The sequence below is a fragment of the Guyparkeria sp. genome (assembly GCF_046545975.1).
Classification (GTDB): domain Bacteria; phylum Pseudomonadota; class Gammaproteobacteria; order Halothiobacillales; family Halothiobacillaceae; genus Guyparkeria.
In genome coordinates, this window is sequence record NZ_JBKGYT010000054.1 from 1 (window position 1) to 12,015 (window position 12,015).

The 12,015-nt window shown below is 67.5% G+C and carries 11 protein-coding genes; 5 read left to right on the top strand and 6 right to left on the bottom strand.

Going from position 1 to position 12,015, the window contains the following annotated elements:
• Positions 1-885, bottom strand: a complete 885-nt coding sequence (locus ACLFMY_RS06330) for a WYL domain-containing protein (RefSeq protein WP_410763759.1) — start codon at positions 883-885, stop codon at positions 1-3.
• A gap of 129 nt (positions 886-1,014) precedes the next feature.
• On the opposite strand from ACLFMY_RS06330, the gene ACLFMY_RS06335 reads away from it, so the two are divergent.
• Entirely contained in the window at positions 1,015-1,320 is a 306-nt protein-coding gene (locus ACLFMY_RS06335; RefSeq protein ID WP_410763760.1) for a hypothetical protein, read from the top strand.
• A 149-nt stretch (positions 1,321-1,469) separates the two neighbouring features.
• Complete coding sequence (locus tag ACLFMY_RS06340) at positions 1,470-3,191, top strand: potassium/proton antiporter (RefSeq protein WP_410763761.1); 1,722 nt, start codon at positions 1,470-1,472, stop codon at positions 3,189-3,191.
• Between the two features lie 4 nt (positions 3,192-3,195).
• Here the strand turns inward: ACLFMY_RS06340 and ACLFMY_RS06345 are convergent, their stop codons facing one another.
• The 3 genes from ACLFMY_RS06345 to ACLFMY_RS06355 are packed head-to-tail and all read right to left on the bottom strand — an operon-like array spanning position 3,196 to position 5,460.
• Positions 3,196-3,606: a CBS domain-containing protein gene (locus ACLFMY_RS06345; RefSeq protein WP_410763762.1), complete on the bottom strand. Its 411-nt coding sequence runs from the start codon at positions 3,604-3,606 to the stop codon at positions 3,196-3,198.
• Positions 3,596-3,943: a P-II family nitrogen regulator gene (locus ACLFMY_RS06350; RefSeq protein ID WP_410763763.1), complete on the bottom strand. Its 348-nt coding sequence runs from the start codon at positions 3,941-3,943 to the stop codon at positions 3,596-3,598. The genes ACLFMY_RS06345 and ACLFMY_RS06350 overlap by 11 nt, the downstream gene beginning before the upstream one ends.
• Positions 3,940-5,460 carry a DUF1538 domain-containing protein gene (locus tag ACLFMY_RS06355; RefSeq protein ID WP_410763769.1) on the bottom strand — a complete coding sequence of 507 codons (1,521 nt, stop codon included), beginning with the start codon at positions 5,458-5,460 and terminating at the stop codon, positions 3,940-3,942. Before ACLFMY_RS06355 ends, ACLFMY_RS06350 begins: the two co-directional genes overlap by 4 nt.
• A gap of 117 nt (positions 5,461-5,577) precedes the next feature.
• On the opposite strand from ACLFMY_RS06355, the gene ACLFMY_RS06360 reads away from it, so the two are divergent.
• The 3 genes from ACLFMY_RS06360 to ACLFMY_RS06370 are packed head-to-tail and all read left to right on the top strand — an operon-like array spanning position 5,578 to position 8,036.
• Positions 5,578-6,477, top strand: coding sequence for a universal stress protein (locus tag ACLFMY_RS06360; RefSeq protein ID WP_410763764.1), 900 nt, complete (start codon positions 5,578-5,580; stop codon positions 6,475-6,477).
• Between the two features lie 34 nt (positions 6,478-6,511).
• On the top strand, positions 6,512-7,441 hold the full coding sequence (locus ACLFMY_RS06365) for a histone deacetylase family protein (protein WP_410763765.1): 930 nt from the start codon (positions 6,512-6,514) through the stop codon (positions 7,439-7,441).
• Positions 7,431-8,036, top strand: a complete 606-nt coding sequence (locus ACLFMY_RS06370; RefSeq protein WP_410763766.1) for a uracil-DNA glycosylase family protein — start codon at positions 7,431-7,433, stop codon at positions 8,034-8,036. The genes ACLFMY_RS06365 and ACLFMY_RS06370 overlap by 11 nt, the downstream gene beginning before the upstream one ends.
• Before the next feature lie 189 nt (positions 8,037-8,225).
• Here the strand turns inward: ACLFMY_RS06370 and ACLFMY_RS06375 are convergent, their stop codons facing one another.
• Both ACLFMY_RS06375 and ACLFMY_RS06380 read right to left on the bottom strand, forming a co-directional pair.
• Positions 8,226-9,131 (bottom strand): alpha/beta hydrolase, encoded by a 906-nt coding sequence (locus ACLFMY_RS06375; protein ID WP_410763767.1) that lies wholly within the window; start codon positions 9,129-9,131, stop codon positions 8,226-8,228.
• A 474-nt stretch (positions 9,132-9,605) separates the two neighbouring features.
• Positions 9,606-12,015, bottom strand: a 2,410-nt coding sequence (locus ACLFMY_RS06380; protein ID WP_410763768.1) for an error-prone DNA polymerase, incomplete at its 5' end; no start/stop codon positions are given.

Here is a 12,015-nt window from a genome sequence, read left to right on the forward strand (position 1 = left end):
TCAGTCCCAGGCAAGCGGCCGGATCTCGTCGGCATTGAGCAGCCGGATCTGCTGGACCTTCGGGTCGGGATGTTCCCGCTCGGGCTCGATCTGCATCAGCCGCAGGAAGTACGGCACCATCGCGCGGCGCAGCGGGTAGCGAATTCGTCCGTCGATCATGCCGTAATCGGCGGCGATCACGGTCCGCTGCGGCTCGGGCAGTTCCGGGTGCACGCCCACCTCCAGCACGACGTGCTCGTGCCAGTCCCTGTCGTCGTCCCCGGACACACCCGGCTCCTCCGGTAGCGGGGCGGCCGTCCGCATGCGTGCCAGCACGAAGTCGCGGTACTCCCCGTGATGTTCACTGAACGCGCGCGCATGCCAGCGGAAACCGCTGTAGACCAGCGTGTGCGGCGATAGCACGACTTCCAGCGGCTCGGCACGGGTCATGGACTGGTAGGTGACAACCACCCGGTAGCCGTTGCTGGCCGCTGCACTCACCGCACGGAACACGGCCAGGTCCAGCTCGCGCTCCATCGGTCGCAGTACCTCCACGCTCGGCCCGCCCGCCGCCAGCGCGACGACGGGGCTGTCGACGCCTCGCATGGCCGCCAGCACATCCAGCATTTCCGAGGTCTTGCCCGACAGCAGCAGGGGACGGAAGTCGCCGGCCGGCTCGTAGTACTTGCGGGACTTGTTGTAGACGAGGTTATCCGGGCGCAGGGCCTGGTAGACGGCGAAGTCCTTGGAGGCCTGCGCCCGGCTGATGCCGAAGCTCTCGGTCAGGGCCCCGGTGCGCACCCAGCCGGTGAGCAGCAGGGTGCATTCCAGCAGCTTCAGCCGCTGGCGCAGTTCCCATTTCAGAGCGTCGACGGTCTCGGTCGTCGCGGTATCGGATGGTTTCATGGCGCCCATTCTCCGCTGCTGGGAGGTTATGTCAATTATTTTTACGCGACTTTGTTGACATGTCCGGTTTGTATGCATACTATCTGGACATGCCTTGTTTGTAGGCATTCAACCGAGAGGGAAGCGAGCATGCATACCTACGCCGATGAAGTGATCGAGTTCTGGGCCAACGTATTCCGCGCCTGCCGGCTGTCCGGCACCGGTCTCGACCTGGAGACATTCCTCGAGAATCCCCGGGAACACCTGGACCGGCTGGGACTGGCCGACGCCCTGGAAATGCTGTCCAGCGGTCATCTGCCCCTGCTGCCCGAACAGGCGGCCGTGCGGCGGGAAATCGACGCCCGCCATCCCCTGCCCGCCCCGGCAATCCCTTCCAGAACGCCGTCCCGGGCATTTCCGCCCGCGGCGCCGGGCATGCTGGCGCAGGCCACCTGAGCGGTACGCAGGGATTCCCGCGACCGCCGACGGGACGGCCCGGCGGCGGAAAACCGCGTGTACCCGGCCATCCGCTGCTCTCGCGGCACGAGACGCCTGTCGCTCGCGTATAGTGGAAGGAGGCCCGCCCCACGCACGACACGGATGATATGGACGCGACCAACACGTTTATCCTGATCGGCGCCCTGCTGCTGTTCTCCAGCATCATCGCCGGCATGGCCTCGTCGCGCTTTGGTTTCCCGCTCCTGCTGATCTTCCTCGGGGTCGGCATGCTCGCCGGCCAGGACGGTGTCGGCGGGCTGGTGTTCGACGACTTCCAGACCGCCTTTCTCATCGGCAACATCGCGCTGGCGATCATCCTGCTCGATGGCGGCCTGCGCACGCATATCCGCACCTTCCGCGTGGCCCTGAAGCCCGCGTTGTCGCTGGCGACGGTCGGGGTGATGATCACCGCGGGCGCCATGGGAGCCCTGGCCACCTGGCTGATGGGCTTCGACTGGCACTACGGACTCCTGATGGGGGCGATCGTCGGCTCGACGGACGCCGCGGCGGTGTTCTCTCTCCTCAAGGGCAGCGGCACGCGGCTGAACGAGCGGGTCGGCTCGACGCTGGAGATCGAGTCGGGCATCAACGACCCGACGGCGATCTTCCTCACCATCACCCTGCTGGAAGTGATCTCGACCGGACAGTCGCTGGCCGATCCCTGGATCCTGCTGTTCCTGGTACAGCAGTTCGGCATCGGCGCGGTGCTGGGCGTGGCCTTCGGCTTCGCCCTTCGCGAAACCCTGCGACGCATCGAGCTGGCCGAGGGGCTGTACGCGCTGCTGATCGCCTCGGGCGGGCTGCTGTCCTTCGCCATCATCAACGAGCTGGGCGGCAGCGGCTTTCTCGGCGTGTACCTCACCGGGCTGGTGATCGGTACGGCGCGAAACCGTGGCACCTTCCACGTCCTGCGCATCATGGACGGCCTGGCCTGGCTGGCGCAGGCAGGGATGTTCCTGATCCTCGGGCTGCTGGTCACGCCGAGCGCGGTAATGGACAACATCGTGCCGGCGCTGATCCTGGCCTTCGCCCTGCTGCTGGTCGCCCGTCCGGTCGCCATCGCCATCGGACTGTGGCCGTTCCGCTTCAACTGGCGGGAGACGACCTTCATCGCCTGGGTGGGTCTGCGCGGTGCGGTGCCGATCGTGCTGGCACTGTTCCCCATGATCTACGGCATCCCCGATGCCGAACGGTTCTTCGAGATTGCCTACGTCGTGGTGATCACCTCGCTCTTGATCCAGGGCAGTACGGTGCCGCTGGCCGCCCGGCTTCTGAAGGTCGAGTTGCCGCCGGCGGCCGAACCCCGGCAGCGGGCGGACCTGAACCTGCCGATCGAGCCGCGGCTGGAGATGGTGCAGTTCGTCGTCGGTCGGCACACGGACGCCGACGGTGCCGGGCCGGAACGGATGCCCTACGGCGAGTCGGTGACCATTGCCGGCGTGGTGCGCAACCTCGCACTGCGAAAGCCCGAACCGGGGTTCAGCTTCCAGGCCGGCGACATCGTGCTGACCATCATCCCCGAGGACATGATCAAGGACCTCAACCGATTCTTTTCCGGGGAGCGCCGCAAGACCACGGCGCTGGCCGAGCAGACCTTCTTCGGCGCCTTTTCCCTGCGCGGCGGGGCGAAGGTGGAGGACCTCGCGGCCGTCTACGGCATCCAGCCGCCCGAGGAACTGCGCGAAGCGACCCTCGACGAGGCGATCAAGGCGCTGCTGCGCAACCCGCCGGTGGTGGGCGACTCGGTCGACCTCGACCGGGTCAGTCTGACCGTGCGAGAGATGGACGGCCCGACCATCACCCAGGTGGGCCTGAAGTTCCGCCAGTAGCGGCTCAGGTGTCGGCCAGTTCCAGGATCGAACCGACGATGTCGCTCATGGTGACGATGCCGACCAGTTCGTCGTTGCGCAGCACGATCACCCGGCGGATGCCCTGGGACACCATCAGGCGGGCGGCGTACTTGACCTCCATGCCCTCGGGCACCGAGATGGCCGGCTTGCTCATCACGTCGTAGACGTTGGCCAGGTCGATGTCACCTTCCTCGGCGACGATGGTCTTGAGCATCGAGGTGTAGGTGAGGATGCCGTAGGCGTCATGCGGGTGGGCCTTCTCGACCACCAGCGACTTCACCTTGCAGCGGCGCATCTCGCGCAGTGCCTCGCGCAGGCTGGCCATCGGCGAGACAGTGGCCACGCCGGTGACCATGATGTCCCCGACCAGGCGGGGTGTCTGTTCAGATGTCATCTTTCACGCTCTCCTGGAATCGTTGAACCTGACCGGTCTCGATACCGGCGATGTGCTCGAGTGGCACCGTGAACACGACGCCCTTGGAATGCTCCTTGAGCTGGAGCTCGCGTGTCAGTGCCTTCATCACCTTGAGTGACAGCGACCGCTCGAGGACGAACAGCAAGACCGACTGGCTGCCCTCGTAGGTCAGGCCGAAGAAGGTCTTCTTCTCCTCGGCGCCGATGCCGCGGGCATTGAGCAGGGTGACCCCGCCCGCGCCGGCCTTCTTGGCCACGTCGATGGCCTTCTCTTCCATGTCCTCGGCGAGCATGGCGACCAAAACCGAAAACTTCATGGTTCCACTCCTTCTCCAGTCGATTCGTCGGACGCCTGGCGGCGCGCCCGGATCCGGTAGGCAAGATCGGCCACCGTGGCGTAGGCAAGCACCGTCACGATGGGAAATATCGAGGCAAAGGCGATCAGCCCGAAGCCGTCGATCAGGACATTGCGTCCTTCTATCTGCGTGGCCAGGCCGATGCCCAGCGCGGTGACCAGCGGCACCGTCACCTCTGACGTGGTCACCCCGCCCAGGTCATAGGCCAGGGCAATGATGTAGCGCGGGGCGATCAGCGTGAGCACGATCACCAGGAAATAGCCGCCCATCACGTAGTAGTGAATCGAATCTCCGGCGATGATGCGATGCACCCCGATGGTGATGCCGATCGCCACGCCCAGTGCCACCAGCATGCGAATGACGCTGGCTCGGATCTCGCCGCGGGCGGCCTGTTCGGCCTGGTCCCCGATGGCGATCAGCGCCGGCTCGGCCATCGTGGTGGCAAAACCGATGGCGAAGGCGAACAGGTAGAGGAAGACGACGTTGTCCCGGTCGATGAGCTGTTCGGCCATGCGCTCGCCGATGGGAAACAGCCCCAGCTTCAGCCCCAGCACGAAGGCGTACAGCCCGAGGATCACCAGCAGAAAGCCGACGATTACTCGCCTGACGTGCGGGATGCGCTGGCGCAGGATGACCAGCTGGAAGAACAGCACCGCAATGATGATCGGCAGCACGTCGCGCACGGTGGCCAGCAGCCCGCCGACGATCGGCCATAAGCCGAGGGCCGCCTTACCGCCGCCGGCCTGGGCGTCGAAGCCCTCGGCCTCGACCGAGGGGTCCACCCCGAGGATCTCGAAGACGTAGATGCCGTAGGCCTGCACGGTAATCATCGGCACCATCACCGCCAGTGCCACCAGCCCGAAGCCGTCGGAGAGCACGCTGCGCCCGCTGATCGAGGCGGCCAGCCCCATGCCCAGCGCGGCGATCAGCGGCACGGTGACGATGTTGGTGGTCACCCCACCGGAGTCGTAGGCCAGCCCGACGATCTCGGGCGGGGCGAACCAGGTCACGGTGACCACGAGGATGTAGCCGCCGATCATGAACCAGTGCAGTGGGAGGCCCAGCAGTGTGCGCATGACGCCCAGGGCCACCACCAGCCCCACCGACACGGCGATGATCATGCGCAACGTGAAGGCGTCGATGTGACCGTTGCTGATCGCCTGGGCCTGTTCCGCCACGGCGATCAGCGCCGGCTCGGCGGCCACCGCGGCGAAGCCGAAGACAAAACCGAAGGCCAGCAGCAGCGGCAGCGACCCGCGCCGGGCGAAGGCATTCGACAGGCTCTTGCCGATGGGAAAGATCCCCATCTCCAGCCCCTGTAGAAACAGCGCCACGCCCACCACGACGATCGCCAGACCCAGCACGATGCCGCCGATCCCCTCGGGCACCGCCTGCAGGACGAACAACTGGAAGACCGCTACCACCAGCACGATCGGCAGCAGGTTCCGCCCAGCGTGCAGGAAGGTTTCCCAGAAAATGCGGAGGTCGGTCAAGCGATGGCTCTCCTACCGCGGGAGCGCGGACGCTGCGAATGCGATCGGCTAACATCCTAGTGATATCTTCACCACAAAGCCAAGACGGATCGAGGAAGCCTCATGTCCAAGCCCCGCCCCATACTGATCGCCAGCGACCTGTCGGAGAACAGCGATCTGGCGATGACCCGCGCCATCCAACTGGGCCTGGCGACGGACACGCCCCTGATCGCGCTGAACGTCATCCAGGAAGAACCCCTGTGGTGGGTGGTGAAAAACGGCGATCTCGATCCCGACGAGTTGCGCCGCGATCTGCTGCGCGAGTCGATGGCCAGGCTAAAGGACCAGGCCCGACGAGCCGCCGGCACGCTGGGGGTGAAGGCACCGGAGATCGAGGCGCACGCCCGTCTGGGGAGGACCGCCGAGGTGGTGGCCGAGATGGCCGACAGTCGCGACTGCGCACTGGTCGTCATCGGTGCACACGGCCGCCACGCCGTTCGCGACTGGTTTCTCGGCACCACCGCCGAGAAGATCGTGCGCGAGAGTACCGTCCCGGTGGTGGTCGCCAAGTCCGAACCCAGCCACAGCTACCAGAAGGTAGTCGTGGCGGTCGACTTCTCCGCCCCCAGCCAGGCGGCCCTGGAAAACGCCCTGGCCTGGGCGCCGCGAGCACAGTTCACGCTGGTGCATGCCTACGAGACCTGGTTCGAGACCTACATCGACGCGGACACCTACGAACGGATCCGTCGCGAACAGGAGGAGGCGCTCGCCGACCGGCTGCGGGAGTTCGCGGCGGCGACCGGCGTCACCAGCGACAACGAGCCGGACTACCGGGTGATCGCCGGACACCCCGGCACCGTGGTGGTGGACGTTGCGGCCGACGTACGTGCCGACCTGACGGTCTGCGGCACCCAGGGCGCCACCGGCGTCCGCCACCTGATGCTCGGCAGCGTCGCCCAGCACGTCCTGCGCGAATCCCGCCGGGACGTGATGACGGTGCTCAGGCGGGATGCCGACATCTGAGCGGTAACCAGCCATCAGGTACGGGAGCGCATCCATGACCCTGCTCATCTACAGCCACCCGGACTGCCGCCGGCACGAAAACGCGCCCGACGTGTTCGCTTCCCACCCCGAGCGCCCCGAGCGGCTCGATGCCGCGGATGCCGCCATCGGGCGGCTGCCGGCAGACCGCTACCGACGCATCCAGGCGCCGGCGGCGGAGCAGGCCGACTACGAACTGGCGCATGATCCACGCTACGTCCGGGCGATATTCGACCAGGCACCCAGCGAGGGCTTCCTGCGGGTCGACGGCGACACGGCCATGAACCCCCACACGCTGGATGCCAGCCGGCGGGCGGCCGGGGGCGCCATGGCGGCGGTCGACCGCGTGCTGGAAGGCCCGGAACGACGCGCCTTCTGCGCGACCCGCCCGCCCGGCCACCATGCCGGGCCCTGCCGACCGGCCGGCTTCTGCATCTTCAACAACATCGCCATCGCGGCCTACCACGCCATCCGGCGGCGGGGGATCGAGCGGGTCGCGATCGTGGACTTCGACGTGCACCACGGCGACGGCACCGAGGCGATCGTCGCCGATTCGAAGCCCGTGCTCTTCTGCTCGAGCTTCCGGCACCCCTATTACCCCTACTCCGGCATTCCGCCGCTGGCGGAAAACTGCCTGCCAGCCCCGCTGAAGAACCTGTCCGACGGCGCAGCCTTTCGCGAGGCCATCGACAAGGCCGGCTGGTTCGACCGTCTCGCCACGTTCGCTCCGCAGTTGCTGCTGTTCTCCGCCGGCTTCGACGCCCACAAGCACGACCCGCTGGGTGGGCTGGAACTCGTGGCCGACGACTTCGCCTGGATCACCCGCGAGACCATCGCGGCGGTCGGTGCCCACGTGCCGGTGGTCTCCCTGCTGGAGGGCGGCTATCACCTCGAGGCACTGGAAGACTCGATCCTCGCGCACCTGAAGGCACTGGATGACGCCTGAGAACCCGATAGAGCTCAATGCGCTGGAGGCCGAAATCCGCGCCTGCCGCATCTGCGAGCCGTACCTGCCGCTCGGCCCCCGCCCCGTGTTCATCGCCCGCCCCGAGGCCCGGCTGCTGATCGCCGCGCAGGCGCCCGGTCGTCGCGTGCACGAGACCGGCCTGCCGTTCAACGACCCCTCCGGCGACCGGCTGCGGGACTGGCTGGGAATCGATCGCGAGACCTTCTACCACCACCCGGCCATCGCCATCGTGCCCATGGGATTCTGCTACCCCGGCACGGGCAAGGGCGGCGATCTCCCGCCCCGCCCGGAGTGCGCCGCCACCTGGCGCCGGCCACTGCTCTCGGCGATGCCCCGGGTCGAGACCACCGTCGTCATCGGCCGCTACGCCCTGGCCTGGCACCTGGGCCTGGGCGGGGGCCAGCGCGTCACCGATCTGGTCGCCGCCTGGCGCGACTTCGCCCCGGCACACTTCCCCCTCCCCCATCCCAGTCCGCGCAACAACCGCTGGCTGAAGAACAACCCCTGGTTCGAGCGCGAGGTCGTCCCCGTCCTGCGCGAGCGGGTGCGGGAGTGCCTGCGCGACGTCGGCTGACGCGCCCCCCGGGCAGGTCCGGGCCCGAAGCCCGACAACCCACCGGCAGGATCGAAAGGAAAGCCGATCTCGGTCCGGCCCGTCGCGGGCGCGGCACCGCCCAATAAAGACGGGCCCGAGCGGCGGATGCCGGTCGGGCCCTGCAGGTCGGATTCGTGCAGACCTTCCCTTGCCGAATGGCCTAGCGGATCACTTCCAGCCGATGAAGTCGGTGGCCGCGTCGGCCGCATCGTAGAGGTAGAGATCGCGGAACATGTGGTCCGCGTCGGGCACGACCGTCATCTCGATGTGCTCGTCATCGACCCGGTCGGCCATCTTCTCCTCGAGGTCCGTGACCGTCTCGTCGGCACCGGCCACGACGACCAGCGTCTCGATCGAGGTCTCGCCCAGCACGGTGGGCGTGTCCATGCGCGGATCCTCGCGGTAGTAGCTGACCACGCTCTCTGCGGCGGCCTTGGTATCCGGGCAGTAGATGAAGTCCATCTCCATGATCTCGTCACCACGGCCCTCCTCGACCAGTGCCTCGGCCTTCTCCAGCAACGGGGCGAGTTCGGTGTCGTAGTTCGACTGGTAATCCTTCTCGCTGTAGCCCTCCGACCAGGTCTGCGGTGCCAGCAGAACGGCCTTCTCCACCATCGGGTCGACCTGGTCGGCGAGATAGCGCGCCACCTGGTTGCCGCCACGGGAGTGGCCCAACACGGCCAGGCGCTCGGCACCCTCCTCCTTGAGCCAGTCGACCCAGGCAACCATTTCGTCGACGGCATCCTCGTGCTTGTGGCGATGGGTGCTGTCGCAGTCGTACATGCCCTCGCGCGCGTCCTGGCCGAGGCTCAGGTTGATCGACAGCGAGTTGTACCCGGCCTCGGCCAACAGGCCCTGCATGCTCTGCATGATCTCCATCTGGCCATGTGCCAGCGTGCCATGGACCATGAGCACCACGCCGTCCTCGATGGTGCTGCCCGGCGCGGTCTCCATGTGGCCGACCAGGGTGAGGTCGTCGTGTTCCAGTTCGACGCGATCGGCTGCCTGGGCAGCCCCACCGGCAAAGGCGGCCAGCAGCAACAGGCCACCCAACTGCTTGAGTGTCTTGGTCATGGTGGTCATTTCCTCTGGGATTGTTGGTTGTCACCGAGGCCGGCGAACGATTCGAGCCGCCATGGAAGCACTGGCATGGCGCGACTCGCGACGCCGTTCCTTGTCGGGCACAGTCTAGCCGCTCGGACGAGAGGTTGCCGCGCGGATGACCGCGGTGGATCCGATCGCAGACAAAAAAATGGGCAGGCCGACCCGGAAGGGGGTCAAGCCTGCCCGCAAACTCACCGCAGGAGGAGTCGAAGGAAACTCACGACTGAACATCATTGCCAGCCACGGCATGCGACCGGCAGCCGAACGGAAAGTTTCCGGCACAAGCCGAGAATTCCGTTCGGGTGGGGTGGTTGACTTGCAGCCGTGCCACCGACAGCCGAATGATATCGCACGCTCATGAAAATGCAAACGTTTCGCATTGCGGTTTACGTGACAGAACGGTGACAGGCTCCCGCCGGCCCCGCCGGATGGTCGCGGGGCATCTCAATGAAAGTCCCGCGAGCGGGTCGGCAACGCGCCCAGCCAGTCGCTGTGATCGACCAGCATCCGCGCGACGAGATGCGCGACCCCGTCGCGCTGCTGCCACTGGCCGCGCACCTCCAGCAGGCGGGCATTGACCACCACCTGCCGGTACTCGGCCACCCGGTCCGGCCAGACGATCACGTTGACCGTGCCGGCCTCGTCCTCGAGCGTCAGGAACACCGTGCCCTTGGCCGTGCCGGGGCGCTGGCGCATGGTCACCAGCCCGCAGTAGCGGGTATGCGCGCCGTCGTGGCGGGTTTTCAGCTCGTCGCTGCGACGCAGGCGCAATCGCCGCAACCGCTCGCGCAGCAGGGCCAGCGGATGGCCGTTGAGCGACAGCCCCAGGCGTTGGTAGTCGGCGACGATGGTCTCGGCCCGGTTCGGGGCGGGCAGCTCGACCGACGGTTCGGCCACCATGTGATCGGCCGGCAGCCCGGCCTCGAGGTCTATGGCCGCGGGGATGCCGCTTGCCGACCAGTGCGCCGCGTAGCGGTTGGCCTCCAGTGCCGAGAAGGCGCCGGCATGCGCCAGCGCGCGACGATCGCGGGCATCCAGGCGCGCACGGCGCACGCAGTCGGCCACGTCGCGAAAGGCCATCGCGTCGCGAGCGGCCAGCAGGCGCTCGATGCCGGACCCGGACAGCCCGTGGATGCGCCCCAGTCCCAGGCGCAGCGCATGGGTCTCGACCGCGCCGCCCTTCTCCCCCAGTGACTCGAGCGTGCTCTCGGCCCCACTGGCCACCACGCAGGGCGGCCGCACCGTCACGCCGTGGCGGCGGGCGTCCTGCACCAGTTGCGACGGGCCGTAGAATCCCATCGGCTGGCTGTTCAAGAGCGCGCAGTAGAAGGCCACCGGCTCGTGGCATTTCAGCCAGGCCGAGGCGTAGGCGATCACCGCGAAGCTCGCCGAGTGCGACTCGGGGAAGCCGTACTCGCCGAAACCGAGGATCTGCCGGTAGACGCGGTCGGCGAACTCGGGCGCGAAGCCGCGCGCGGTCATGCCGTCGTAAAGCTTCTTGCGAAAGTCCTCGAGCGTGCCGCGCTTGCGCCACGCCCCCAGCGCCCGGCGCAACTGGTCGGCCTCGCCGGCCGAGAAACCCGCGGCGACCATGGCCAGCTCGATCACCTGCTCCTGGAAGATCGGCACCCCCAGGGTGCGACCCAGCACCCGCCGGATCGCCTCGTTGGGATACTCCTCGCGCTCGAGCCCCTGGCGGCGCTTGAGGTAGGGATGGACCATCTCGCCCTGGATCGGGCCGGGACGGACGATGGCGATCTCGATCACGAGATCGTAGAACGAGCGGGGCTGCAGGCGCGGCAGCATGCTCATCTGCGCGCGCGACTCGATCTGGAACACGCCGACGGTGTCCGCCTGGCTGATCATCTCGAAGGTCGCCGGGTCCTCGCGCGGGATCGACCACAGCGCCAGTTCCCGGTCACGCGGGCGGTGGTGATTGACCAGCTCCATCGCCCGGCGCACCGCGGAAAGCATGCCCAGGGCCAGCACGTCGATCTTCATCAACCCCACGGCATCCAGGTCGTCCTTGTCCCACTGGATCACGGTGCGGTCGGCCATCGAGGCGTTCTCCACCGGCACGAGATCCGCCAGCGGCCCGCGGGCGATGACGAACCCGCCGACGTGCTGGGAGAGATGCCGTGGCATGCCGATCAGTTGGCGGGCGATGGCCAGCCACCAGCGGATCTGGCGCAGGTTGCCGTCGATGCCGGCGGCACGGAGCTTGTCGGCGTCCACCTCGCGGTCCCACCAGGCGAGCTGTTCGTTGACGCGCTCGGTCACGTCCTCGCCCACGCCCAGCGCCCGGGCGGCGTCGCGCAGCGCCGAGCGGCGCCGGTAGCGGATCACGGTGGCCGCCAGCGCGGCCCGGTCGCGGCCGTAGCGGCGGTAGATGTACTGCATCACCTCCTCGCGGCGGTGGTGCTCGAAGTCGACGTCGATGTCCGGCGGCTCGGCGCGCTCTTTCGAGATGAAGCGCTCGAACAGCATCGAGGATTCGGCCGGGTTCACCGCGGTGATGCCGAGCGCGAAGCACACCGCCGAGTTGGCCGCCGAACCCCGCCCCTGGCAGAGAATGCCGCGCGAGCGGGCGAAGCGCACGATGTCGTGCACGGTGAGGAAATACGGCTCGAAGGCCATCTCCTCGATGATGGCAAGCTCGCGCTCGATCTGGGCGGCCACACGTTCGGGGATGCCGTTCGGCCAGCGGGTCGCCGCGCCCTCGAAGGTCAGGCGGCGCAACTGCTCGGCGCCGGTCACCCCGTCGGGAATGTCGTCGAGCGGGTACTCGTAGGAGAGTTCGTCGAGCGAGAAGCGGCAGGACTCGGCGAGTCGCAACGCCTCGGCCCGCCACGCG

What these genes read in the sequence shown, in the direction of transcription:
- ACLFMY_RS06360 (WP_410763764.1), top strand. Translation starts at nt 5,578, where the DNA reads ATGTCCAAGCCCCGCCCCATACTGATCGCCAGCGACCTGTCGGAGAAC.
- ACLFMY_RS06375 (WP_410763767.1), bottom strand. Translation starts at nt 9,131, where the DNA reads ATGACCAAGACACTCAAGCAGTTGGGTGGCCTGTTGCTGCTGGCCGCC.
- ACLFMY_RS06350 (WP_410763763.1), bottom strand. Translation starts at nt 3,943, where the DNA reads ATGAAGTTTTCGGTTTTGGTCGCCATGCTCGCCGAGGACATGGAAGAG.
- ACLFMY_RS06370 (WP_410763766.1), top strand. Translation starts at nt 7,431, where the DNA reads ATGACGCCTGAGAACCCGATAGAGCTCAATGCGCTGGAGGCCGAAATC.
- ACLFMY_RS06345 (WP_410763762.1), bottom strand. Translation starts at nt 3,606, where the DNA reads ATGACATCTGAACAGACACCCCGCCTGGTCGGGGACATCATGGTCACC.
- ACLFMY_RS06330 (WP_410763759.1), bottom strand. Translation starts at nt 885, where the DNA reads ATGAAACCATCCGATACCGCGACGACCGAGACCGTCGACGCTCTGAAA.
- ACLFMY_RS06340 (WP_410763761.1), top strand. Translation starts at nt 1,470, where the DNA reads ATGGACGCGACCAACACGTTTATCCTGATCGGCGCCCTGCTGCTGTTC.
- ACLFMY_RS06365 (WP_410763765.1), top strand. Translation starts at nt 6,512, where the DNA reads ATGACCCTGCTCATCTACAGCCACCCGGACTGCCGCCGGCACGAAAAC.
- ACLFMY_RS06335 (WP_410763760.1), top strand. Translation starts at nt 1,015, where the DNA reads ATGCATACCTACGCCGATGAAGTGATCGAGTTCTGGGCCAACGTATTC.